This is a genomic window from Flavobacterium aquidurense, from assembly GCF_031458035.1.
Lineage (GTDB): Bacteria > Bacteroidota > Bacteroidia > Flavobacteriales > Flavobacteriaceae > Flavobacterium > Flavobacterium aquidurense_C.
The window spans coordinates 75,247-101,736 of the sequence record NZ_JAVDXR010000010.1; the positions used below are offsets into that span (position 1 = coordinate 75,247).

A 26,490-nucleotide genomic window follows, 5' to 3' on the forward strand; every position below is an offset into this window, starting at 1 on the left:
AGTTCAATAATTTATATTAGATTAACTAAATAATTAAATTCGTTTTCTCAATTCAACCTCTAAAGCCTTTACATATTCATCAATCTTTTCATTATAATTACCTTCATTAATAAAATACAAATCTACTGGATAACTATTTTTTTTGACACTCCATAAAAAATCGTAAACCTTATTCTCTACAACCTCATGATTTTTAACTCTTTCAAAAACATTTTCCAATTCATATAATGAATCAATGTCAATTGTCAAGCCCTGCTTTCTATAAAATGATCTTCCAAAAGTCACTACTGGTTTTTTATACATCAATCCTTCGTAACCTACACTAGAATTTATTACAAAAATTCCCTTTGCCTTCGGAACTATATCATGAGAATTTGAATAGGCAGGTAATAAAATAACATTAGAAAGTTTCCCTAATTTATTAAGGTCGCTTATCGAATAATAACCGCGACCCATCGGATGTTCTTTTACGATTAATTTGGCGGAATAAGGCAAATAATTAGATATTGTTTGAACCAGTGAAACCTGATCATAGAATGGCAATCCGCGTTGAGTTAACTGAGAATCAAAAGGAACGTGCAAGGGAAAGTAGTAGTAATCAACATCCTCTCTAAAAGAAAAATTATTGTTATATTTTAAATATGCATATTGTCTTCTCAATAATCTTTTAATATATCTGTTTAATGCATGTCCAAATGTTCTTCTGGGATCATGATCTTGATTACTAATCTTATTCCAGACTTTTTTAAAAGCTGAACCAAAATAACTTAATTTAAATTTAATGTCATCTCTTTTAGGGTCTCCCCAAAGGTTTGTCTTCTTCTTAGTATATGAGGTGACATAACTTTGCAGCCATCCTAATTCTTCTTCAGGAATTAAATCTGAATTTTCGGAAGGAGTTTTAAAATATCTCTTTTCATCATCATGGAAATGAGTCCTTGTATCTAAATTAGAAATTCCCCAGTACAGCGACTTTCCTCCATTTAATCTAGCTAGTATTCTAAAAATATTATGATCAATTTCATCTCCTTCATAGGTTATATAGACTTTAGCTTTATTTAAATCTTTTAATTTTAATACTGAATGAACATATCTTGCAAAATAGGCTATACAATCTTTTTCCTCAATATCATAAAATTTTTGTTCACTATTATAAAGACTCTTAGGATTAAAACCAAGGTCCGTAACCGTCTTCATTAAGAAATCGAGATCAATTTCGCCATCATACTTTTCTAAAAATACATATGATTTTAACCCGTTTTTATCAAAAAAAGATTTCACCTCTGGCACATCAGTATACAGTACCACAGACAATCCCTTATCCTCTAATTGTTTTTTTGTTTTTAAATAAAAATCCCCTAACCACTCACCTCCATTACCAACATGCAAACAAACATCATATATTTTCATAATAATATTATCCAATTATTTCAATTAACAATCGTTCTCCTTTTTCTACATTTCGCACTACCGTTTTTCCTAGAATATCTTTAAGATACTTAGGGTGAAGTCCAAAACCTGGTCGAATAGATCGCACGTTTTTCTCTGTTAGAATATCACCTTCCTTCATATCTTCAACGATATATAATGATCTGGAAAAATCTTTTCCTTTTGCTTGTTTTTCAGTTAAATTATAATCCACTTTACCTATTGCACTTTCTGCTTCTCTAACAGCTTTAACCATTGCAGTAAATTCTTCTTCGTTCATTGAAAATGATGCATCAGGGCCACCAATTGAGCGATCTAGTATAAAATGTTTTTCTATTATTTTGGCGCCAAAGCAAGTAGCAACAATAGGAACTGTCGCTCCCATAGTATGATCAGACAAACCGCTAATTACGCCAAATCTTTCAGCTAAATCTTTTATCATACACATATTAGCCTCTTCAATTGGTGCTGGATAGCTTGAAGTACATTTTAATAATGCTATATCATAATTACCTACTCGCTTACAAGCATCAATTGCTAGTTCAATATCCGCTAATTCAGCTATACCTGTTGAAATAATTATAGGTTTGCCTTTAGAGGCGACATATTCAATTAATGGAATATCAGTAATTTCAAATGACGCAATTTTATATGCTGGTGTATTTAAATCTTCTAAAAAATCTACAGCAGTTTTATCGAAAGGAGAAGAAAAGCAAATCAAGCCTTCTTTTTTAGCAATATCAAATATCTCAGCATGCCATTCCCAAGGAGTATATGCCTCTTTATATAACTTATAAAGATTTTTTCCTTCCCATATTGTTCCTTTTATTAGGAAATCATCTTTATCTGAGTCAATTGTTATTGTATCTGCAGTATAAGTCTGTAATTTTATACAATCTGCTCCAGCACGTTTAGCTGCGCGTATTGTTTCAATCGCATTATCTAAACTTCCGTTATGATTTGCAGAAAGTTCAGCTATTATAAATACTGGACTTCCTTCATTTATTTCAAAATTATTAATCTTCATTTCTTGCTGTTTTAATGTAATGAAAACTATTTATGTTTTCAAATAATATCATTTCTTTAAACTGAAACCCCCCTTTTTCAAAAGAAATTTTTGAATTTATATTACTCTCCTTAATATAGGCATTTATTAAAAAATCTTTATTACTTTTAAGAAAAGAATTTGTTGCCAGAACCAACATTTCTTTTGCGTACCCCTTACCTCTATGGTTAGATGCAATCGATATACCAATTAATGCTTCCTTTAAACTTTGCTTTTGTATTCTTATTTGGCCTACTTTTTCATGATATTCGTTTTCAAAAATATACATATAAAGCAAATCATTATTTAAAGCAGCTTTAAACCATTTTTTGTGATTTTCTAAATCTATAAGAGCCGAATTATACGATTGCTTTCTTACCTGAGGGTCATTAGCCCATTCAAAATATAATTCTAAATCATTACTTGTAGGCTTTCTAAAGTTAAGCATCCTTATTTATTTTAGAATTTATAACTACATCTAAATACTTTCCTTCGAACAAACAATGCTCCTTTAGTCGAGCTTCTTCTTTAAAGCCAGATTTTTCTAAGATAGGGTATAAATGGCGTCTTAGATCAAAAGCATAAGTGAAAATTTTATGAAACTTAAGTTCTTTAAAGGCGACATTCTCTAAAAGAGAGAGATAATTTTGCCAATAATACTCAAATTTTTCTTCTTCTAGTTCTGTTTTCATTATAAAAGAAATCTCCGCATTTCTATCTACCCAATTGATATGAACCAAGCCTCCATAACCAATAAACTTATCATTTTCTAACAAAGAGAAAAGTAATTGTCCTGGTTCTTTTTGTTCAAATAATTGTGAAATTACATTTGCAAAATAATCTTCCTGCTTTTCTACTGACAGCAATTCAGCTTGTCTTAAATGATAAATTTGCTCATTACGCATCTTTAGTATAGCGTATTTATCCTCATCTCTAAGAGGCAAAAGCGTCAAAGTTTTATTCTTATAGACATTAGCAGTTAAGCATTTATAATTTCTCATTCGAAAATAATTTATATTTCAGCTCTGCAAGTTTCCAGTCATTCTCATTATCAATATCATGAGCATGAAGTTCGTCTATCTCGATAGCTTTTGTATTTCTAGTTCGTAGACTTTTACTCTTCAATAATTCTGGAACATTAAAAGTGTAAAACATTCCAGCATCATGAAATGCTTTTCTAAAATCTTGTGTTCTTTTATTTGAATCCTCATCGAAAAAAGGCACTACCTTTCCCTCAGAAGAAATCTCGATGGCTCTTTGAATAGGATGGGAATAAGGTAAAACGGGGAACACACAATCGCATTTATCATTCAAAAGTTGAAATGAATTTTTCAATAATTCAACACTAACAAATGGAGCACAAGCATAAATACAAGTCGCCTCATCAAATTCGTAGCCCTTAATTTTATACCAGTCCAAAACTTCTAAAAGTACATCTACTGTCGTCGCAAAATCATCACTATTTTCTTTACTACGTATAAAAGGTACTTTAGCACCATACTGTAATGCAACACTTTTGATTATTTCACAATCAGTAGATACCATTATCTCATCATATAACCCACTTTTAATAGCTGCGTCAATAGAATAGGCGAGAATAGGTTTACCGAAAAACTCCTTTATGTTTTTATTGTGAATTCTTTTACTACCACCACGGGCAGGAATAATTGCAATTTTTCTCAACTTGAATAAAATTATATCCGCACAGGAACATTAATTGACTTTAGTTCATTTTTAATATCAAGTGGTGTATATTGTGTAAAGTGAAATATACTTGCTGAACCTACAGCCTGAACGTTAGTTTTAGAAAACAATTCATTATAATGTTCCATATTTCCACCACCGCCTACTGCTATTACAGGAATATTTGTCATTTTCTCAACATAATTTACAAGATCTATATCAAAACCATTCATTTTTCCGTCATTATCTACACTAACAAGAACAAATTCGCCCACTTTACATTCGATCATTTCATTTACAAAATCATCTAAAGTTTTATCAATACCTAATTTATTATGTATCTTATAACCATTTTCTGTTTTATAAGCGTCAATCGAAATACTAATACATTGACTGCCAAAAAAAGCAACAGCTTCATTGATAAACTTTGTATCTAGGATTGCTTTTGTTTTAATAATAACTTTATCCGCACCAATTTTTAATAGATCATTTATATCATCAATCGATTCAATGCCGCCCCCTATAGCAACAGGCATATAACATTCTTTTATGACATCAGCTACAAGCTTAAGATTTATTTTTCTTTTTTGTGCTGTAGCATAAATATCAATAAACACTAATTCATCAACACCTCTATTATTATATACTCTAGCAGCTTGCACGGGATTACCAACCATTCTGGGATTAGTAAATTCTTTAGTTTTAACTAGGCCGAACCCGTTAAAAGTTAACACTGGTATAATTCGTACTTTAAGCATTTAAATCAAAAAAAGTTTTTAAAATTGATAATCCTGCCGACTGACTTTTCTCAGGATGAAATTGAGTTGCAAAAATATTTTTTTTCTGAACACTCGCGACAACATCAAATCCATAATCAACAGTTGCGGCAATATCTTCTGCATTAGATGGCACAACATGATAACTGTGTATGAAATAAAAATCCTTCGTTAAAATATTTTTATAATATCTATCTTTCAAAACCTCTATGTTATTCCATCCCATATGAGGAATGTTTCTATCCACTAATTCAAATTTTTTCACTTCTCCTTCGATCCAACCTAAACCACTACATTCATAAGGTTCGTTTCCTTTTTCAAGAATGAGCTGCATTCCTAAACAAATACCTAAAAACGGTTTTTGTTTATTTACAACTTCATCAGTTAGTAAACTTACCAGATCACGTTCTTGCAAATTTGCCATACCTTGCGCAAATGATCCTACGCCAGGAAGCAAAATCACACTTGAGTGTCTTATTGCATCATGATCACTAGTAATAACACTTTTAACCCCCAAGAAGTTTAAAGCTTTTTGGACGGATGCAACATTCCCCATTCCGTAATCAATTATAGCTACCATTTTATTCTACCTCAAAATTTCTAACTAAATTACCCGCTTCATCTTTTTTAAAGTTGCCATTATCATCTTGTTCAAAAAGAATTGAATTTGTAAATGAATCTAAAACCGCATCAATTTCTTCTTTAGTCATTCCAGAATATTTGACAAACTCATCTACACCATAATGTGGGTACTTACCATCAAACTCTTTTACAAGTTTTAGTCCTTCTTCACGCGTAAGTCTATTATTTCTAATATCTATACAAGCATGATCTGTAGCACGACCAAAACCATACTTTACGAATTTTAAATAATCATGCAAGCCATGCATTTTCTCATCAAGGTTTTCGTAGTTAGTATACGTCCCTTCAACAGGCCCTTCCTCTTTAACAGAAAAACCATGCTGTTTTACAATTTCAAGCTGCTTTCTTGCATCCCAGAAAAAATAATGACCAAGAAACACACCAATTACACCAACTTTATCTATCTCTTCATCTGAAGGGTAAAAATAAGGCGTTAAATCTTTTTCTGTTAGACCATCTACTCCAACCATGTCCTGAATACGATTTCCTAAAAGACCTCCAAACTCTTCAAGCCACTTTCTATTCAAGTGCTTATTTTGTACCGATTCAATAGGACCACCATACTCCTGCTGCGGATTTTCGCCCCAAATCACTAATGGAATATTGAATTTAACTGCAATATGTATTGGAATAGTAAAGATTCCTAAATGATTTGGCCACATTTCATCGCCTACTCTTTTAAATCCTTCCACTACCATACTTTTATAAGCATTATAGTTTTTCTTAAAATAAATAACATCAATACCCATTTTAGATATGTTATCGATGTTTCTTTGCCCAAGTTCAGTTAGATTGGTCGTCTCGAAACAAACGCACAATGGGTTTAAACCACATACTTCTTTCATAAAATATGCTTGATAAGTACTGTCTTTTCCACCACTTACCGGAATTAAACAATCATAACCTATTTCACCAGGAGCTTTTTTATATTTATCAATTATCGAAAAGAAATCTCTTTCTCTTTGCTTCCAATCTATAGATGTATCTTTCTGATCTGCCGCAACGCATGCAGAGCATACTCCTTCTTCATTAAAAAATAAATCCGGTTTTGTTTCCGGAAATAAACATTTAGAACAATATCGTATTTTCATTTCTTAATTTTTATAGTATTCTTCAATTTTATTAATAACATACAACTGCTCTTCATTACTCAAAGTTGGATACATTGGCAAACTGATACAATTCTTATAATAAGCTTCCGCATTTGGCATATCTCCTTCTTTCCAACCCAAATTCTTATAATATGGCATTAGGTGACAAGGTATATAGTGAATTTGAGCAAAAATTTTATTCTCCCTTAAATAATTATATAATCCTAAACGATCCTCGACCTCCAGAACATATAAATGATATGCATGCCCATCAACTACACCCGATTGGCTTTTAAGAAAAGATTTTTCACTAAAAGCTTTATTGTATATGGATGCAATTTCTCTTCTTCGCACTAGTCCCTCATCAGCTCTTTTAAGTTGACTTATACCTAATGCGGCCTGAAAATCAGTCAGTCTATAGTTAAATCCTAATGTTTGCATTTCCATATACCAAGAAGGATAAACTTCAACAGTTTCGTCATCAACTCCATTTGCAAAACTAACTGAATTAGTATATTCCAATTCATTTTTAGTTATCCCGTGCGTTCGTAATGCCAAAAGTTTTTTATAAAGAATTTCATCGTTAGTGGTTATCATTCCTCCTTCTCCACACGCAATATGTTTAACCGGATGAAAAGAAAATATCGCTAAATCAGCAAATTTACTGTTACCACAATTTTGATTGCTATTATCCAAACTCTTAAAATATCCTCCTGGCGCGTGACAAGCATCTTCTATAATCCATAACCCATGTTCATTTGCCAACTTTCTAAAGCTTTCTAAATCTACAGCTCTTCCAGCGAAATCAACAGGAATAATCCCTTTAAAAGTACCTTTCGGAGAAGATTCTAATAATTTTCTAACCTTTTCTATATCTAAAAGATAAGTATCCGAATCAATATCTGAAAAGACAACTTCGCCACCACAATATCTTATACAATTTGCAGATGCTGCAAAAGTAATAGGAGTGGTAATAACTTTATCCCCTTCTTTTACATCAAGGGCTAACGCGCAAAGATGTAAAGCAGCAGTACCATTTGAAACTGCAACCGCATATTTGCTGCCTACATAATCTGCAAAAGCTTTTTCAAATTCGCCAATTTTGGGCCCTTGAGTCAGATAATCAGATTGCAATGCGCTTATAACGACATTTATATCTTCCTGAGTAATATTTTGACGTCCGTAAGGTATTGCAATATCAATCATTTTTTATAAATTTAAATAACAACATGTTCTTTTATTAATTCTCTTAATCCTTCAACTGTTTCCCATTCAGTATTTGTACCTGAATTATAATTAAATCCTTCTTCAACTTTTACCGCATTAAAGGAATCAATAAACTCTTTTAAATTAAAATTAGGAACAGATGGTAATATAGTAAAGTACTTACCTAAATCATATGTATTAAAAGAATCTGACGAAGTTATCATTTCTTCATGAATTTTTTCACCTGGACGAATACCAATTATTTCCAACTTACACTCTGGAGCTACAGCTTCTGCAACGTCGGTTATTTTGTATGACGGAATCTTAGGTATAAATATTTCACCTCCCCAGGCTTGCTCAATAGCATGCATTACCATATCAACACCTCCTTGTAAGGAAATATTAAATCTAGTCATCGTAATATCTGTTATAGGCAATTTACCTTCGGTTTTCTTTTTCATAAAAAAAGGAATAACAGATCCATTTGAACCCATAACATTTCCGTAACGAACTACTGAAAACTTAATAGGATTTTTCCCTTTTATATTATTAGCCGCAACAAATAGTTTATCAGATGTCAGTTTTGTTGCACCATATAGATTAATTGGCGCACAAGCTTTATCAGTTGATAATGCAACAACATTACTTACACTTGTTTGTAAAGCCGCATCTATTACATTCTGAGCACCTCCTATATTGGTTTTTATGCATTCATCAGGATTGTACTCAGCCAAATGCACATGCTTCATTGCTGCAGCGTGAATCACCACATCTACACCATGAAATGCTCTAACTAATCTTTCTTTATCTCTTACATCACCTAAAAAAAATCTTATCTGCGGAAACTCACTTTCCGGATATTCTTGAGCCATTTGAAATTGCTTTTGCTCATCTCGCGACAAAATTATAAGTTTTTTTATATTGGAGTGATTTTTAAAAATATGATGGGTAAGAGCTTTCCCTAAAGAGCCTGTTCCACCTGTTATTAAGATTGTTTTATTTTCAAGATTCATAAATATATATATATTAGCGTGAAATAACCTTATTATTTATATATTCTTATATATAAATTCAAAATTTCACATGATTAGACTATCAGATTATCAACTGCTTAAAGAATCGCTTTATTATTAAGACAAAGAGAGCAAGAAAAGCAAAAAAAGTTCCTCCTATTAAAATTCCTTTAGTTATTCCAAAACGCTCTTTTGTAAGCGGCAAAATAGGTCGATCAATCACTTGAATTAATGGTGTTTCTTTTCGTAAAGTAACTTTGGCTAATTCAGTCTGTTTTACTAATTCAGTTAAGATTGCCGTATTAGCTTGCACGTCAACTTGTCTTCGTGCGGATGGTGCGCGTCTTACGTTAAGAGCAGGGTTCAACATAAAAGTATTATCATTGGCAATTGCCACTCCAGTTATAGCGCTATTAAGTTCACTACGGATCGAATCTGTTTGACGCTCCAAAATTTCCATATTCATGCGCGCTTTTTTACTTTTGGTGTCAACATAAAATTTACCAACTTGCCTAGCAAGCGCTTCACAAAAATAAAGAGAAAACAATTCACTGTTTGAAGATACATCCATCGAAATAATGGCGATTTTTTTGTCTTTTTGAAGAACAGACAAAGCTCCCTTAGATAAGTTCAAATAAATAACACCTAAAATACTGTCTTGTACCCTTGTAAAAGACTTTCGTTTAACTCCTGGTAAAAATTGTACATCTTTAAATTTAGGATTGTCATCCCAATTTATTCGCCAATTATTATTTTGAATATACATTTCAGCTAATGAGATTTCTTTCCCATTTACTTTAACAGGCGATAGTAATGTCTGTTCTACCATGGTACGTGATTTAAATAACTCCGTAAGATTTGATCCTGTAAAAATACTTCCTCCTCCTCCTCCAAGATCAATCCCAAAAGAACTTGCTAATGAGCCTAATCCACCAGATGAACCTGCTTTATCATCTTCAACAGCAAAAGACAATGTAGCAGTATATGTTGGTTTTTTAAGAAGTGAATATGTTAAGCCTAAACCAGCTCCTAGTATTCCCGAAAAAACAATAATTTTCCATTTTGAAAGCACATACAAATACCACTCTTTTACTTTTTGCACTACTTCTTTTAACGAAATTTCATCGTTTGTAATTGGTGTATTTTCCATTAAATTTATTTAAAAGCTGTAACAATTAATAACGCTAAACTAGTAAGTACACTACCAATACTCACCCATTCTCCAGTACTCATTTTCTTCGTTTCAGGTTTTTCCGGTACTACTATTTGTGAATCTGGTTCAACATTTGGATAAGATCTAAAGAACAAAAATGACTTTGTTACATCGGCTTTTCCGTTTGGATAAATAATATACGCTTTTTTCTTCCATCCCTTATTATCAACTCCACCAACTGCATTTATGTAATATTTGAAGCTTTTTCCACTTCTGTATGGAATTTCAGAAGTTAACAACACATTACCAGTGACTTTAACTCCTTCATTATAAACGGCTACTTCAATTTCGTCACCAGGAAATAGAGTTACATTTGAATAGTGATTTTTATCTTTAACAATTTTTTCCCAATTAACAGGAATTGTAGCAAATTTTAAATCTTCTTTAAGTTTTTTACTCAATTTCTCTTTGAGGGTATCATTCTTCGCCAAATTCAAATCGATACTTTCGATTTGTTCGATTTGTTCTTGTTTAATCGGTCTTTTAATCTTCATTCCGTCTAAATTGGCTATTGAAGTTAATCCTCCCGCTCTCATTACCACATTATAAACGGTCTCTTTTTTATTAGCCAGAACATATTTACCAGGATAACTAACCGCACCACTAACAATAACCATTTCAGGTTTCTCATAAACTGCCATCCTGCGAATATTAATTACATCAAAAGGTTTTAAAACGAAGTTTTTAATCTGCTCATTATTATCGGCTGTAATTTCAAGTTCTACTAATTCAATACGTTTTGGATCTGCATCATCAATCACATCAGATTTAACCATTCTTGCAATTTCAACTCTTTTTGATGCAGAACCGGTCAAACCTCCAACCTGAACCACCAGATCGTTTAAAGTAAGGTTTTCAAAATATTCGTATACACCGGGATTTTTTACCTCTCCGTCAATCGTAACCTTATATTCTTCCCTGAAATCTAAAATTGAATAAACCGTTACAATATCTTCTCTTTTTAATTCAATGTCAGCATTTAAATCACCAGACAATGCCGCACTCAAATCAACATTTACAATTTCAGTTGTCAAATCTGTTTTTAGACGAATAATTCTTGCTCGTTTTGTATAAGCATCTTCTTTAAGTCCTTCTGCTCTTGTAATAAGATCTGAAATTCTCATACCTTCATTATAAGAATAGTAATCTGGTCTAAAAACTGCACCTTCAATTTTAATACGATTCTCAAATCGATTCAAGATTTTAGTAATTCTAAATACATCACCGGATTGTGGTAAATAAGAATTATATTCACTTTCATTGATATCATGCACTTTAAATTCTTTTCCTGTTTTTTGCATTACATTTACAGAAGCAGTATAGGCAAATTCGTTAAAACCTGAAGCAAAATTTAATAAGTCAGAAAATTTTTCTCCCTTTTTCATTTCAAAAATACCAGGACGTTTTACTTCCCCTTCAACAGTAACCCTTTGACTATAAGCCGGAATTCGGATTACATCATTGTCTTTCAGGCTCACATTATCGGATTGATCACCTTTTACCAAAAACCTATAAATATCAATGTTTTTATAAACTTTGTTGTTTCTAATTAATTCAATATTTCTATAACTGCCATTTTTACCCGGTCCTCCTGCTAAATGCAAAGCATTATAAACTGTAGCAAGAGATGAAATCGAGTAATTACCAGGCTGTTTCCCACCAACAACAGTAACTTTAATAGTACGTATACGACCTAAACTCACACTTACTTTAGATTGTCCAGATGCAACTGTACTGTAAACTCTTGCAACTGCAGCTTTAATTTTTTGAGTGGCTGCTTCAATAGACATTCCTGAAACAGCAATTTGACCTACATATTGAATTGTAATTTTCCCTTCAACGCTAACCGGAATACTTTCATTATATTCCTGAACACCATAAACGCTAACCTGTAATTCGTCACCAGGCCCTAAAATATAGTTCATAGGAGTTGCTAATTTCAAATCTGGTTCGAAATTTAAAGTAGGATTATCAAACAATTCTGAGCCAAAAATCAAGGCGTTGACGGAATCTTTTACTTTTATATTTTTAATATTTTCTTGTTTTCTTCCACTATCGTTGTCCGAAGCTTTTATTTTGCTTTTTTCAACATCTGTATTTTTAGCATTTTTCTTATCGTATTGCGCCAGTTTTAACTTTAATTTATTAAATTCAGCTGAACTCATACCTTTTGACAAAGCCATTGATTCTGCCTGATCAATCGTCGTATTATTACTCTTTAACTGGGCACTAATTTTTGCCAAATCATCATCTGACAAGTAATCAACTTGTATCGTACTTAAATCTTTAGACTTCAGTATATCTTGTGCCTTTGCACTAAAAGATATTAACAAAATAAAAAAGAGAGCAAGAACATATGTTATTTTTTTCATATCGAATTATAATTAACCTAAAAGTTGGTTTCAAATAGAATAACTTTTTTTTTATTTATGAATATTGTTTTTGGTAGTAGTCCTTATAAGACCCAGAGGTAACATTCTGAAGCCACTCTTCATTATTTAAATACCAATTAATAGTTTTTTCTAATCCTTCTTCAAAAGTAACAGAAGGTCTCCATCCTAATTCCCCATTAATCTTGGAAGCATCTATTGCATAACGTAAATCATGTCCCGGACGATCTTTTACATACGTGATTAATTCTTGGGAAGCGCCTTCTGGCCTGCTTAATTTTTGATCCATTAAATTACATAATAACTTTACCAAATCAATATTTTTCCATTCATTAAAACCACCTATGTTATAGGTTTCATGGTTTTTTCCCTCATGAAAAACCAAATCAATGGCAATTGCATGATCTTCTACAAATAACCAATCACGAGTATAATTTCCATCACCATATACTGGCAGAGGTTTATTATTGATAATGTTATTTATAAAAAGAGGAATAAGTTTCTCTGGAAAATGATAAGAGCCATAATTGTTGGAACAATTGGTTAGCACATAAGGTAAACCATAAGTTTCACCGTAAGCTCTTACAAAATGATCAGAACTTGCTTTTGAAGCAGAGTAGGGAGAATTGGGATCGTACGAAGTTGTTTCTGTAAATAGTCCTTCACTTCCCAAAGAGCCATAAACTTCATCTGTACTAATGTGGTAAAATCTTTTTTCTTCAAAATTACCTTTCCACTGATTTTTCGCAGCATTTAACAAATTCATAGTTCCGATAACATTCGTTTTTACAAACGCCAGCGGATCTTCAATAGATCGATCAACATGAGATTCAGCCGCCAGATGCAAAACTCCATCAAAATTATGCAATGAAAATAGTTCGTTTATAAAGACTTCATCAACAATATCACCTTTTACAAAAGTATAATTAGGCTTATTTTCAATATCTTTTATATTTTCTAAATTACCTGCATAAGTCAATGCGTCTAAATTGAATATTTGGTATTCAGGATATTTATTTACAAATCGTCTCACCACATGAGATCCAATAAAACCGGCACCGCCAGTTATCAGAATTTTTTTCATTTGAATTTTAATTTAATAAATCTGAATTTATTTTTTCCAACTCACTATAGACATCCTTAACATCTTGAGAGTTTTCTTTTTGTAAAATTAAATTTGCTGTATCAGTATAAACAAAAATAGTGTTTTTCAGTCCTAAAAAAGTCGTATGCTTTCCAGAACCAATAACCATATTGCCATTTTTATCAATAGGATGCCCTTTTAAAACTAAATAATCATAAACAGATTCAAATGACCCTAAATCTGACCATGAAAAAGCTGCTGGTACTACCTTAATTTTTTTGCTACGTTCCATTACGGCGTAATCAATACTGATTGATGGAATTTGTAAAGATAAATTTAAATCTAAAAACCCCTCTTTACTGGCTTCCCAAACCACCTTAGATTTCTCATAAACATCTGGCTGAAATTGTTTTAACTCTTCTAAAAGAACACTAGCTTTAAAACAAAACATTCCACTATTCCATAAAAAATTTCCCTTTGCAATAAATTCTTTTGCCGTTGTCTCATTAGGTTTCTCCCTAAAAGAGATTACCTTATCTCCTTTCGACTCTATATAACCATACCCTGTTTCAGGTTTGGTAGGTATAATACCAAAAGTTACAATAAATCCATCCTGAGCTTTTAAAACTGCTTCATTTATAGCTTTATTATAATCCTCCATTTTATCTATAATATGATCTGATGGTGTAACAACTAAAATATCATCAGGATCTGAAGCAAATGCGGCGAACGCAATAGCTGCCGCAGTATTTCTAGGTGTAGCTTCGACAATATTGAAATAAGAAGTTTTAGTTTTATCCATCACTTTGCCACTTAGATGATGATTATCTACATTACCAACTACCATAACTTTATTTACTAAATGACTGTTACGATCAACTGTCATTTCAAATAAAGATTTATTTTCAAAAATTTCTAAATATTGTTTTGGCTGACTTTTTCGGGAAAGAGGCCACAATCTGCTGCCGACTCCTCCTGTTAAAATCACATGTGTAATTGAATTATCTGTACTCATTTTTTTTTAAATAAAAAAAGGTCCTGTTTATTATAACCGATTATCAGCTATACTACCCAGAATCCCCTTCACATCATATAGTAAACTATTTGTTTTTTGTAACTCAGAAAAATTTAATTCTAAGAATTCCGCATGAGCAACTCCCAGAACAATCGCATCAAATTTATTTGATGGAACAGTACTGACTGTTACTAAATTATATTCTTTTTTTACATCATTTGCATTAGCTAAGGGATCATATATGGTGACTGAAATCCCATATTCTGTTAATGCCTGTACCACATCAACAATTTTTGTATTTCTCACATCAGGGCAATTTTCTTTAAAGGTAATACCAAGCATTAACAGCTCAGCTCCATTAACAGAAATTCCTTTTTTGATCATTAATTTCACAACCTGCGATGCAACATATTCACCCATGCTGTCGTTTAAACGTCTTCCTGCCAAAATTATTTCAGGATGATAGCCAAATTCTTGTGCTCTTTGTGCAAGGTAGTAAGGATCTACACCTATACAGTGTCCACCAACCAAACCTGGCTTAAACGGTAAAAAATTCCATTTTGTAGCGGCTGCTGCTAATACTTCCTGAGTATCAATATTCATTAGGTTGAATATTTTAGCCAATTCATTTACAAAAGCAATATTTATATCCCGTTGCGAATTTTCAATAACCTTTGCTGCTTCTGCAACTTTTATCGTAGGAGCCAAATAAGTTCCAGCAGTAATTACTGACTTATATAAAGCATCAACTTTTAGACCTATCTCGGGAGTAGAACCTGAAGTTACTTTCAAAATCTTTTCAACCGTATGCTCTTTATCTCCGGGATTAATTCTTTCAGGTGAATATCCCGCAAAGAAATCAACATTAAATTTCAAACCTGATATTTTTTCTAAAACAGGAACACATTGTTCTTCTGTGACACCTGGATATACAGTAGATTCGTAAATTACGATATCTCCTTTTTTCAATATCTTACCAACTGATTCACTAGATTTATACAAAGGCGTTAAATCAGGACGATTATTTTTGTCTACCGGAGTGGGAACTGTGATTATGAAGTAATTACAATCAGCAATATCATTTAATGAATTAGTACAATACAACCCATTTTTATCACTTGAATTGTCAACTAACACTTTTTGCAAAGTAACATCATCAACTTCTAATGTTGTATCTGTTCCCGATTTTAAAGTAGCTACTCTTGATTCATTAATATCAAAACCCACAACAGAATATTTGGTAGCAAATAGTCGAGCCAAAGGCAAGCCTACATAACCTAGACCAATAACCGCTATTTTTATATTCTGATCCAATTCTATATATCTTTTTGTTGACTACAGTCGGTATACTTCACGGCTCCGCCGTTCTGAATCACATAATTTGACCCAGATACCCTTAAATTCATTTTCGGCAAATATAACATATTAAGTCAATTTAATCAATACGGTTTTCCGTAATACATCAAAAACAAACGATTAAAAAAAATAAGCACTTACCAACCCATTATCAATCAGGACATAAAATAACTTATTACAAAAAAAATAGAAAATAAAACTTCAAATTAGAGAAATTTTACCTTCTACTTTTTAAAAATATGACTGTCAACTTACCAATATACTACTTGTATTTTATTTTCAAAACACATCCCAATGATTCCAAAACCAAAATATAATGCGTTTTTGATATCTCCTGAACAATTGCATCCTGATTACTAAAAGCGCCTGAATCTAATTTTATTCGATCACCAACCTGAATCGATGACACAGAAATATCAGCTATATTAGAAGCCCTCAGATTTTTCTTTATAATAGCAATTTCTTCATCACGCACAATTGCTGGCTTACCTAACCAAAATAAATAACGAACTACACCTGGAACAGCAAAAACAGTATTCCTTTCAGCTTCTGATAGTTGAACAAATACATATGAATTAAAAAGAGGCACTTCGACCTTCTTTTTTCTATCAGACCATTGTTTAATCTGTGTGATAATCGGACAATAACATTCAATTCCCGCTTGTGCAAGTTTTTCTGCAACTTTTTTCTCCCATTTGGGTTTTGTATAAACTACGTACCAATTCATAACTCCTTTATTGAAATAAAATATTTAAAATGCGCAACATCTCTATTCTTTTCATATTAAATTTTACCTCAATATTTTCATTCTTTACGAACCTATTCCTTTATATATAAATCCAATCGACTCCAGTTCTTTTGAATTCAATATATTTCTTCCATCAAATAGAAATGCCGGCTTATGCATTGAATCATATATTTTTTTCCAATCATAAGTTGTAAATTCATCCCATTCAGTTAAGATAGCGATAGCATGTGATCCTTTACAAGCTTCGTAAGCATTATCGAATATTTTTAATGCATTATTATTTTCTTCAACCGTTCTGGTTTCTAAATAATCTAAATCATTTAGCATTTTATTTCTTGAAACTTTAGGATCATAAACCGAAATTTTAGCCTGTTCATTTATCAAATCATCTGCCACATAGATTGCCGCGGATTCACGGGTATCATTTGTATCTTTTTTGAAAGCCCAACCTAAAAATGTGATTTTTTTATCAGCAACTGTGTTATATAATGTCTGAACAATTTTATTTGAAAATCTTCTTTTTTGATGATCATTCATTATAATCACCTGTTCCCAATAATCGGCTACTTCATTCAATCCATAAGATTTTGCGATGTATACCAAATTTAAAATATCTTTTTGAAAACAAGAACCGCCAAAGCCTACAGAAGCTTTTAGAAATTTAGGTCCAATTCTACTATCCATCCCTATTGCCCGAGCCACTTCACTAACATCTGCCCCCGTTTTTTCACATAGTTCAGACATTGCATTGATAGAAGAGATTCGCTGTGCCAGAAATGCATTCGCCGTTAATTTAGATAATTCAGAGGACCAGACATTTGTAGTCAAAATTTTATCTTTGCTTACCCAGTTTGCATAAACATCAACTAAAGAATTAATCGCTTCTTCGCCTTCAGGAGTTGAATCGCCTCCAATTAAAATTCTATCAGGATTTAATAGATCAGTTACAGCGGTTCCTTCAGCTAAAAATTCAGGGTTTGATAATATCTGAAACTGAACGCCATTTCCTGTATTATCTAAAATACTTTTAATCGCTTCAGCTGTTCTTACTGGCAAAGTAGATTTCTCTACTACAATTTTATTTTGCTTCGCTACTTTAGCAATTTGCCTTGCACATAATTCAATATATTTCAAATCAGCAGCCATACCTTTTCCTTTTCCGTAAGTTTTGGTTGGTGTATTAACTGATATAAAAATTACCTGCGCTTCATCAATTGCCTTATCAACCTCTGTAGAAAAGAAAAGATTTCTTCCTCTTGCTTCGGCTACAATCTCTGAAAGACCTGGTTCGTAAATAGGAATATTATCTGTATTTGGATCGTTCCAATCTTTTATTCTTTGTTCATTTAAATCTACAACGGTTACTTGAATATGTGGACATTTCTGGGCAATTACTGCCATTGTCGGGCCTCCGACATATCCTGCACCAATGCAACAAATTTTTGTAATTTTCATCTAATTTACTATTATCTTGATCTTTCTTTTATTTCAAATTATTCCAATACCAGCTTACCGCTTCTTTTAATCCTTCCTGTAAAGAATACTTCGGATTATAACCTAATATTGTTTTTGCTTTGTCTATACTTGCCAACGAATGCGGAATATCACCTGCTCTATTGGCACCATACACAATTTCTACATCAGCAATTTTAGAATCAAACTCTGCTAAATATTTTTTTAGATATCCAACCAAATCATTTAGAGTGTTTCGATCACCAAATGCAGTATTATAAACAGTATTTATCGCTTTTGGATTTTGACTTGTAATAGCCAATTCATTCATCTGAATTACATTGTCTATGTATGTAAAATCTCTAGAATAATTTCCATCTCCATTAATTACGGGACTTTCATAATTCATTAATTGCATGACAAACTTCGGAATTACTGCTGCATACGCTCCTTTCGGATCTTGTTTTCTTCCAAAAACATTAAAATATCGCAATCCAATAGTCTCTAAACCATAAGTTTTGCTAAAAATCTCAGCATACAATTCATTTACATATTTTGTGATAGCATATGGCGATAATGGTTTCCCAATGACATCCTCAACTTTTGGCAATCCCTCCGAATCTCCATAGGTAGAAGAGCTCGCTGCATAAATGAAACGTTTAATTTTTGCATCTCGGGAAGCTACAAGCATATTTAAAAAACCTGAAACATTCACATCATTTGTAGTTATCGGGTCGTTTATTGACCTCGGAACTGAACCTAAAGCTGCCTGATGTAAAACGTAATCAACTCCTTTAACTGCCAAAATACAATCATTTATATTTCGAATATCACCTTCGATTAACTTAAAATTTGGATTGTCTAAAAAATCGCTTAAATTATGACGATGGCCAGTCGAAAAGTTATCCAGACATATTACTTTGTGACCTGATGCTAAGAAATACTCACACAAATTTGAACCGATAAAACCCGCCCCACCTGTTATTAAAATTGTATTTTGAATTGCCATCTTCATTTGCTTCAAATTATTTTTTATTAAATTTCTTCAAAATAGTTTGCCAGAAACTTAATTTAACTGCCTCATCATGGTAGTAAGCACCATATCCGTATCCGTAGCCATAGCCCGAGCCATACTTTGCTTTATTTTCATAACCATTAAAAACGATACTTGCGTTGTTTAACTCACCTCTTTTTACTCTGGTGTTCAACAACGTTATCATATCTTTTTTAGTATAATTCTGTCTTACTATATACAAAGTAACATCTGCATATTGCACCAATTCTAATGCATCTGAAACCAAACCAACCGGAGGAGTATCCAAAATAATGTAATCGTACTTCTGCTTCAACTCATCAATTAAATCTTTCATCACTTCGCTCAAAATAAGCTCAGAAGGATTTGGAGGTATCGGTCCAGAAAGAATAACATCTAGATTGGCAATGGGAGTTGAATTGGTAATTTCAGCTAAACTATTCTGCTTAATTAAATAATTTACAACACCGATATCGTTCTTAAAATTAAATTCATCTGCTAATCTTGGTTTTCTTAAATCTAATCCGACAATTACAGTTTTCTTTTCGCTTAATGCGAAAACGGTGGCAATGTTAATAGAGCAAAATGTTTTACCTTCTCCACTAATAGATGAAGTAATCATTAATGTTTTTGTACCACTAACCTGCTGTTTTTTATACAAAAATTGCAACGAAGAACGAATTGATCGAAATGCTTCAGAAAGTGCAGATTTTGGCTTATCAAAAACAGCCAGACTTATTTTATCTTTATTAACTCCAATAACACCAATTAATGGAATCTGTGTTAATTTACTAATATCATCAACATTTTGAATAGAATTATTGATAAAGAAAAGCCCAAAAACAAACAACAAGGGAATTAACAAACCTAAAAACAACGCCAGAATATAATTTACAGATGTTTTAGGTCCGATTAGATTACCGCCGATATCTTTTGCAGGATCAATAAAATGAATATCTGATAAATTTGACGCTTTCACAATTTCTGCCTCATTTCGCTTTTGAAGAAATTCAGTATAAATATTATCGTTTAAGTCATATTTCCTTTTAATTTTTAACAATTCCTGTTGTTCTTCGGGAAGTCTTTTAACAGTACTTTCTGCCTCACCAATTTTAGCATTTACCAAAGACAAATCATACACTAATGAAGCTTTTGCAGAAATAATATTTTCCAATAATACACTCTTAACAGCCTGCATTTGTTTATCAAAATCTTTAAATATTTTTTCGCTTTTGACAGCATAGGCCATCTCTGATCTTTGTCCGGAAAGCGCAATAAGTTTTGAAACATTTGCAACAATATTTGGATCTTCAATTCCGGCAACAGATGGGGCTGGCAATCTCGAATAATCAACACTGTTATTCAGGTACATTTTTAACGAGTTGTAGTACGCAATTTTTCTTGTTACCTGATCTCTTTCAACATCAAAATCCATTATTTTATCAGAAAACTTAGCACCGCCACCCTCAATTTCATAGATGTTTTTATCTTTTCTGAAAGATTTTAATTCATTACCTGTTTGTTTCAATTGAGATTCCATTGCAACAAGAGTGCTGTCAATGAATCTTATGGTATTGGTTGCAAACTGATTTTTTCCATCAAGCTGAATTTTGATCAACATTCTTACTGTCGCATTCAGATATTCCACCATTCTGGCCTTATTGGTTCCTTGCATGCTTAATGTCAAAATGGAACCTCCTTTATCGTCAGAATTAACATTTATTCCTCTGTATCGGGAAACTGTACCGTCAAAATCATTAAATTTTACAAAATATTCATTACCAGTATAATTCCCCGGATTATCATTTATTTGTAATTTCCAGTTCAGGAAGGGTAATGACACCAGTTCACCAACTTTATATTTCTTTACAAACTCTGTAGACTGAACAGCAGTATTACTATATGCGTTTGTAGAGTATGTAATTAATGAAACCGAATTATTTTCAAAAGGAATTCTGACTTCATACTCATTTGGATTTAAAAATCTGATACTTATCAAAGTATTGGCAAGTTGTCCCTTCGATTCATCAATATCTATATAAAAAGGAACTGCACCATAAGAATCTACTAAATTATATTCACCCTGACTTAAATAATCAATATAGTACTGCAATTTACTAACAACCAATTCGTTATGAGACCTGGATTGCAATATTGTTGAAATTCCATTCACCTGATCAGAAATTCCTCCCCAATTAAAAACCAAACTAGTATTTGAAGTGAAAAATGGATTGCTTTCTTCTTTGATAGAAATCATTGTTTGCATTCCGTAGATTTTTTCTTTACGAATGTTTACCTGATAAGCAATAGTAAATGCAATTATTAAACTTGCTAAAAACCATTTCCAGTAACTGAGAATTTTCAGCAAAAATCCTTTAAAATCAAAATTTGAATGATTTTCGAAAATGGAAAAATCTTTTATATCTAACATTTATAGAATTTAATTTAGCTTTTTATAATTAAATACACCGTAGTTGCCAATGACAATAAGGTAATTATTGTACCTATTGATTGAATTCCGGTTTGACCAGTTCCCCAAGTTTTTTGCTTCAATGGTTTTACATAGATATAATCATTAGGCTGTAAATAATAATAAGGCGACTTCATTACATTGGCATCTGTAAGATCAATCTCATTCATCTGCACTCCTGTTGGAGTTTGACGAATGATAGTCACAGCTTTCCTGTTTCCAACTGTGGTAATATCTCCAGAATTTGCAATCGCCTCCATAACATTTACACGCTCCTGAAACAATGTTTTCGTGCCAGTACTTCCAACTTCACCATTTATTGTGTATCTAAAACCAGCTAATTTTACAGTAACAAAAATATTAGCTTCGCTTTTAAAGTATTCTTCCAGTAATTTTTTTTCGATGCGGATTCTAACTTCTTCAAGTGTATAACCAATCACATTTATTTCTCCTAAAATAGGCATCCTGATGTTACCATGATCATCAACTGTGAATCCATCAAAATACAAAGATGAAGGAGATTCTCCACCTGATGATGATTGCTCATCTGTTGTGTTAAAAATCGAAACCAACTTGGGATCTATCGCTTTTATATTAATACTTAAAACATCATTTACCTGCAATCTATAAGGTTTAGATTCGACAGCAGCAACAGTATTTTGTTCGCCAGAATTATTCTTGTCTTGCAAGTACCATAAATCTTTTACAGGGATACAAGATGTAAATAGCACACTAATTAATAGTAGTAAATAAAAGCTGTTTTTTGTCATTATTAAAATTTTATCGCAAATATAGCTTTTCCTTTAATTCTCAGGAAATCTAACATTTATTTGACCTTATTTAGTTGTTTTTGAAAGTTTTTTCGAACGGAACCCGATGTAAAATACTTCTCCCAAGTGTAATTTCGTCAGCGTATTCTAATTCATCACCAACTGCAATTCCTCTTGCTATTGTTGAAATAACAATATCTGATTCGGCAATTTGTTTATAAATATAAAAATTTGTAGTATCACCTTCCATTGTTGAGCTTAACGCAAAAATAATCTCAATTACTTTTCCAGATTTTACTTTTTCAACTAATGTTGAAATATTCAACTGACTTGGACCAACACCTTCAATTGGCGAAATCTTACCGCCTAAAACGTGATAGATTCCCCTGTACTGACCTGTATTTTCAATTGCCATTACGTCGCGAATATCTTCTACAACACATATCGTCTGGTGATTTCTTGTTGAATTGGCACAAATTTCACAAATTTTAGTATCGGAGATATTGTGGCAATTCTCGCAAAACTTAATATCCTGGCGCATATTTAACAATGCTTGCGAAAGAAATCCGGTTTGCTCTTTAGGCTGTTTTAATAAATGAAGAACTAAGCGCAATGCTGTTCGCTTGCCAATCCCAGGCAATTGAGACATTTCGTTAACTGCCTTTTCTATTAATTTTGACGAAAATTCCATAAAACAAAAGTAATACTTTTAATGGTTTAGCAGACTTTGGGGCAGTTAAAATCAATGTCTATTGCGAATACAAATTTATTACAAATACTCTTTCGGACCCAGATAGTAACGGCATCCTTTTGTAGCGATCCCAAAACTTCGGGACGCTACAAAAGATATAGTGGATAGCTGGATTGGCTCCTGAAAAAATTAATATTGATTAGTCGCCAATAAAACCAAAGTACAAGCCACTTCAGCCTTAATATTATTAAGCTCTAACAATTGATAAAATTCAGGATTTTCGGTTCCTGGATTAAAAACAACCCTCTTTGGCTGCGCTTCGATAATGTAATTGTAATAATCGCGCTGACGAGCAGGATTTAAATACAAAGTTACAGTGTCTATATTTTTCACGGGAATTGCTTTAGTATAAATTTTGACACCCGCTACCTCGCCGGTATTCTGACCGATTGCCAAAACAGTGTGTCCTTTTTGAACTAACATGTTGATTGCTCTAAAAGCGTATTTTTCTGGTTTTGTGGTAGCTCCCAGAACTAAGGTTTTTTTATTTTTCATTATTTTAGAATATAGTGCAAAAGTAATCAAAAAGAATGAGCTTATTTTAAGATATTGATTTAGAATCAATAGTATTAAAAACAATATCCTAACATGAATTTACTATGAAATATTAAAAAATCACTATTTTTACCTTACAAACCTAAATAATATGGATTTATTCATTTACCTATTTGCTGCTCTTTTTTCAGTCTTAAATCCAATTGGAACAGTTCCTATATTTGTTGGATTGACACAGCATGATTCTCAAAAGGAACGATCAAGAATTTCACTTTGGACATCCGTAAACGTTTTTATTATTTTGATTGTCTCTTATTTTATTGGGCAATATGTTTTGTCTTTTTTCGGAATAAGTATTGATGCGCTACGAATTGCAGGTGGGATTGTAATTGTAAACTCCGGATTTTCATTGCTTTCCGGCAAATTCAACAAAAAACGTGGAATCAATAAAAAAATTGAAAACGAAGCACAACAACGAAATGATGTTGCCCTGACTCCTTTGGCTATTCCGATGTTAGCTGGACCAGGTTCTATGTCATTATTGATTGCTTTTTACCAGGAACATCACGAAATGAACGAAATTATTGTTTCTACTTTGGCAATTGCCGCAATTGCGATCGTGATTTTTATTATTCTAAAAAGCGCCCATTATTTGGCCAGAATATTAGGAGCTTCAGGAATTGTAGCGATTTCCAGAATTGTTGGCTTTATTGTAATCTCGATTGGAATTCAATATATTGTGAGTTCTATAATCAATATAATAAAAGGAAATTTAATGTAAGCAAACATTAATTTACACATAAAAAAAGGGATAAAACATAAGCTTTATCCCTTTTTTATTTCTTAAAAGTTCTATTTAATTTCTTGGCAAAAACACTTCTGCCATCATACACCTTGCACTTCCACCTCCGCAAGCTTCAATAGTATCTAAACTTGAGCTCAAAATTTCGGCATGTTTTTCTAATTGTGCAATTTGTTTTGGCGTTAAACTTTGGTGTGCTGATGCACTCATGACAATATACTTTTTATCATTAGTACCTCTAACTTCCAACATATTTCCAGCAAAATTATTCACCTGAGCCTCTGTAATCAGAATAACTTCTTTATTATCTGCCTTCAGATTTTCAAGAACCATTTTACGTTCTTTTTTATCATCTATGCAATCAGCACAAATTACTGCAAAAGTTTCTCCCAGGCACATCATCACATTCGTGTGATAAATCAATTTACGTTCGCCGTCAACAGTTTGAAAAGCTTCAAAAATAACCGGCGCATAATCAAAATCTTCACAGAATTCAATAAACAATTCTTCGTCAGCACGAGGAGACAAAGCGCAATACGCTTTTCCGTTCGCTCTGTCCAAAAGTAAACTTCCTGTCCCTTCTAAAAAATAACCGTCTTCTTCTGCAGAAGTGTAGTCCATTATATTAGAAATCACAAAACCCTTTTCTTCAAGAGTATCCAAAATATCTTCACGACGTTCCTGACGACGATTCTCAGCAAACATTGGGTACAAAGCCACATCCCCATTTTCATGAAATGAAACCCAGTTATTTGGAAAAATACTATCCGGAGTATCTGTCTCTAAAGTATCATCAATAACAGTAACATCAACTCCAACTGCTCTCAGTTTTTCAACAAAAGCATCAAATTCCTGCTGTGCTTTAGCATTTACCGTACTTGGCAAAAGTCCATCTAACACTTTTTGGTAATAATTATTTACAGCCGTTTGCTCATTCATTCTGAATGCAACTGGCCGGATCATTACAATTGCGTTTGTATTTTGTTTCATATTCTTTATATTTTGTTTCAAGCTTCAGATTTCAAGTTGTTCGCGAAACTTGAAACTTTTTTAATCTCTAATTAATGGCAAAGTTGAACACCTTAATAAACCTTCTTGTTTTGCAATTTCAGCATAAGGAATTTCTTCAACAGTAAATCCATTTGCACGAAGCCAGTTATTTAAACGAGTGAAATTTTTCTCAGAAACAACAATATTTTCATCAATTGAAAAAACATTTGAAAACATATTATACATTTCATTTCTTTCGATATGAAATAAATTTTCTTTCCCGAAAAGATTTACCAGATACAAATAGTCCGCTTCTTCACGAAAACCTCTTTTGTAAATAATTCCTTTATCCTTTCCAACAGGCTGAAAACAACAATCAAGATGTAGCGCATTATCACGAGCTTCTAATTTAGACTTCACTAAATCAAATTCCTTGACAATTTTATTTGGAAACAACTCTTTAATATAATTTACACCCTGGATATTTGTTCTGGCAGTAATATAATCTTTATAGTCACTTCCTTTATAGGTTCCGATAAAAATATGATCATTCCACAGCATTACATCTCCACCTTCAATATGAACTTCTTCCGGCGGACGAACTACTTTGAGAGGATCCATTTGATCGATTATGTATTGAATTGCATCTAACTCACGTTCTCTGTCAGGCAATATGTTTGATTTTACAAATGTGTCATCAATTACAAAACCAATGTCTCTCGCAAAAATCTGATTGTAATTTTCAATCATTTCCGGGCGATAAACTTCTACTTTATATTTTTGAAAAACGGCATTAAAAGCATCCATTTCAACAACCATATCTTTTTCGATTGGATAAGTTCCTGCTTTAATATGTTCCAATGATTTGGGATCGTAAGCTTCATCAAGTGATGGCGTTGGCCCATTATGAACGGCAGAACCCAAAACTACAGCACGCAGTCTTGACGTTTCGTTCTTTATATTTAATTGCAACATAACTCTATTATATTTTGAGCAAATATAAAAAAAGCTTCACAGTTAAGTGAAGCTTTAAAGTT

The 26,490-nt window shown here is 32.4% G+C and carries 25 protein-coding genes; 1 reads left to right on the forward strand and 24 read right to left on the reverse strand.

The window, feature by feature from the left end; genetic code table 11:
- Window positions 1-33: 33 nt before the first annotated feature.
- The 22 genes from J2X17_RS15525 to J2X17_RS15630 all read right to left on the reverse strand — a co-directional run bounded on the left by J2X17_RS15525 (window position 34) and on the right by J2X17_RS15630 (window position 23,661).
- Window positions 34-1,410, reverse strand: a complete 1,377-nt coding sequence (locus tag J2X17_RS15525) for a capsular polysaccharide export protein, LipB/KpsS family (protein WP_310299947.1) — start codon at window positions 1,408-1,410, stop codon at window positions 34-36.
- Between the two features lie 7 nt (window positions 1,411-1,417).
- Window positions 1,418-2,455, reverse strand: coding sequence for a pseudaminic acid synthase (gene pseI, locus J2X17_RS15530; protein WP_310299950.1), 1,038 nt, complete (start codon window positions 2,453-2,455; stop codon window positions 1,418-1,420).
- Window positions 2,445-2,921, reverse strand: coding sequence for a GNAT family N-acetyltransferase (locus J2X17_RS15535; RefSeq protein WP_310299952.1), 477 nt, complete (start codon window positions 2,919-2,921; stop codon window positions 2,445-2,447). The genes pseI and J2X17_RS15535 overlap by 11 nt, the downstream gene beginning before the upstream one ends.
- The gene (locus J2X17_RS15540; RefSeq protein WP_310299954.1) at window positions 2,914-3,474 is read right to left on the reverse strand and encodes a GNAT family N-acetyltransferase; all 561 of its coding nucleotides are present in this window, start codon (window positions 3,472-3,474) and stop codon (window positions 2,914-2,916) included. Before J2X17_RS15540 ends, J2X17_RS15535 begins: the two co-directional genes overlap by 8 nt.
- Window positions 3,461-4,156, reverse strand: coding sequence for a pseudaminic acid cytidylyltransferase (pseF, locus tag J2X17_RS15545; RefSeq protein ID WP_310299957.1), 696 nt, complete (start codon window positions 4,154-4,156; stop codon window positions 3,461-3,463). Before pseF ends, J2X17_RS15540 begins: the two co-directional genes overlap by 14 nt.
- Before the next feature lie 11 nt (window positions 4,157-4,167).
- Entirely contained in the window at window positions 4,168-4,914 is a 747-nt protein-coding gene (hisF, locus tag J2X17_RS15550) for an imidazole glycerol phosphate synthase subunit HisF (RefSeq protein WP_310299959.1), read from the reverse strand.
- On the reverse strand, window positions 4,907-5,512 hold the full coding sequence (hisH, locus tag J2X17_RS15555; protein WP_310299962.1) for an imidazole glycerol phosphate synthase subunit HisH: 606 nt from the start codon (window positions 5,510-5,512) through the stop codon (window positions 4,907-4,909). Before hisH ends, hisF begins: the two co-directional genes overlap by 8 nt.
- A gap of 1 nt (window position 5,513) precedes the next feature.
- The gene (locus J2X17_RS15560; RefSeq protein ID WP_310299964.1) at window positions 5,514-6,665 is read right to left on the reverse strand and encodes an N-acetyl sugar amidotransferase; all 1,152 of its coding nucleotides are present in this window, start codon (window positions 6,663-6,665) and stop codon (window positions 5,514-5,516) included.
- A gap of 3 nt (window positions 6,666-6,668) precedes the next feature.
- A complete protein-coding gene (pseC, locus tag J2X17_RS15565) occupies window positions 6,669-7,871 on the reverse strand; it encodes a UDP-4-amino-4,6-dideoxy-N-acetyl-beta-L-altrosamine transaminase (protein ID WP_310299968.1) in 1,203 nt (400 codons plus the stop codon).
- An 11-nt stretch (window positions 7,872-7,882) separates the two neighbouring features.
- Window positions 7,883-8,884: a UDP-N-acetylglucosamine 4,6-dehydratase (inverting) gene (pseB, locus tag J2X17_RS15570; protein WP_310299971.1), complete on the reverse strand. Its 1,002-nt coding sequence runs from the start codon at window positions 8,882-8,884 to the stop codon at window positions 7,883-7,885.
- 82 nt (window positions 8,885-8,966) lie between these two features.
- Window positions 8,967-10,034 carry a Wzz/FepE/Etk N-terminal domain-containing protein gene (locus J2X17_RS15575; protein ID WP_310299974.1) on the reverse strand — a complete coding sequence of 356 codons (1,068 nt, stop codon included), beginning with the start codon at window positions 10,032-10,034 and terminating at the stop codon, window positions 8,967-8,969.
- A gap of 5 nt (window positions 10,035-10,039) precedes the next feature.
- Window positions 10,040-12,469, reverse strand: a complete 2,430-nt coding sequence (locus J2X17_RS15580; protein ID WP_310299977.1) for an SLBB domain-containing protein — start codon at window positions 12,467-12,469, stop codon at window positions 10,040-10,042.
- A gap of 55 nt (window positions 12,470-12,524) precedes the next feature.
- Window positions 12,525-13,571: a dTDP-glucose 4,6-dehydratase gene (gene rfbB, locus J2X17_RS15585; RefSeq protein WP_310299980.1), complete on the reverse strand. Its 1,047-nt coding sequence runs from the start codon at window positions 13,569-13,571 to the stop codon at window positions 12,525-12,527.
- A gap of 7 nt (window positions 13,572-13,578) precedes the next feature.
- Entirely contained in the window at window positions 13,579-14,586 is a 1,008-nt protein-coding gene (locus J2X17_RS15590) for a mannose-1-phosphate guanylyltransferase (RefSeq protein WP_310299983.1), read from the reverse strand.
- Window positions 14,587-14,616: 30 nt separating this feature from the next.
- Window positions 14,617-15,900: a nucleotide sugar dehydrogenase gene (locus J2X17_RS15595; RefSeq protein ID WP_310299986.1), complete on the reverse strand. Its 1,284-nt coding sequence runs from the start codon at window positions 15,898-15,900 to the stop codon at window positions 14,617-14,619.
- A gap of 304 nt (window positions 15,901-16,204) precedes the next feature.
- Window positions 16,205-16,669, reverse strand: a complete 465-nt coding sequence (locus J2X17_RS15600) for a UpxY family transcription antiterminator (RefSeq protein ID WP_310299990.1) — start codon at window positions 16,667-16,669, stop codon at window positions 16,205-16,207.
- Between the two features lie 84 nt (window positions 16,670-16,753).
- A complete protein-coding gene (locus J2X17_RS15605; RefSeq protein ID WP_310299993.1) occupies window positions 16,754-18,145 on the reverse strand; it encodes a UDP-glucose 6-dehydrogenase in 1,392 nt (463 codons plus the stop codon).
- Between the two features lie 28 nt (window positions 18,146-18,173).
- Entirely contained in the window at window positions 18,174-19,157 is a 984-nt protein-coding gene (locus J2X17_RS15610; protein WP_310299996.1) for an SDR family oxidoreductase, read from the reverse strand.
- 10 nt (window positions 19,158-19,167) lie between these two features.
- Window positions 19,168-21,606 (reverse strand): polysaccharide biosynthesis tyrosine autokinase, encoded by a 2,439-nt coding sequence (locus tag J2X17_RS15615; RefSeq protein ID WP_310299998.1) that lies wholly within the window; start codon window positions 21,604-21,606, stop codon window positions 19,168-19,170.
- A 14-nt stretch (window positions 21,607-21,620) separates the two neighbouring features.
- Window positions 21,621-22,415, reverse strand: a complete 795-nt coding sequence (locus tag J2X17_RS15620) for a polysaccharide biosynthesis/export family protein (protein WP_310300000.1) — start codon at window positions 22,413-22,415, stop codon at window positions 21,621-21,623.
- Window positions 22,416-22,485: 70 nt separating this feature from the next.
- On the reverse strand, window positions 22,486-23,106 hold the full coding sequence (gene recR, locus J2X17_RS15625; RefSeq protein WP_310300004.1) for a recombination mediator RecR: 621 nt from the start codon (window positions 23,104-23,106) through the stop codon (window positions 22,486-22,488).
- Window positions 23,107-23,295: 189 nt separating this feature from the next.
- Window positions 23,296-23,661: a CoA-binding protein gene (locus J2X17_RS15630; RefSeq protein WP_310300007.1), complete on the reverse strand. Its 366-nt coding sequence runs from the start codon at window positions 23,659-23,661 to the stop codon at window positions 23,296-23,298.
- Window positions 23,662-23,812: 151 nt separating this feature from the next.
- Here J2X17_RS15630 and J2X17_RS15635 point away from each other — a divergent pair, with 151 nt between their 5' ends.
- Window positions 23,813-24,442, forward strand: a complete 630-nt coding sequence (locus tag J2X17_RS15635) for a MarC family NAAT transporter (RefSeq protein ID WP_310300010.1) — start codon at window positions 23,813-23,815, stop codon at window positions 24,440-24,442.
- A 75-nt stretch (window positions 24,443-24,517) separates the two neighbouring features.
- On the opposite strand, the gene ctlX is transcribed toward J2X17_RS15635, so the two are convergent.
- Window positions 24,518-25,453: a citrulline utilization hydrolase CtlX gene (gene ctlX / locus J2X17_RS15640; protein WP_310300012.1), complete on the reverse strand. Its 936-nt coding sequence runs from the start codon at window positions 25,451-25,453 to the stop codon at window positions 24,518-24,520.
- A gap of 60 nt (window positions 25,454-25,513) precedes the next feature.
- Window positions 25,514-26,428, reverse strand: a complete 915-nt coding sequence (locus tag J2X17_RS15645) for a dimethylarginine dimethylaminohydrolase family protein (RefSeq protein WP_310300014.1) — start codon at window positions 26,426-26,428, stop codon at window positions 25,514-25,516.
- Window positions 26,429-26,490 lie beyond the last annotated feature (62 nt).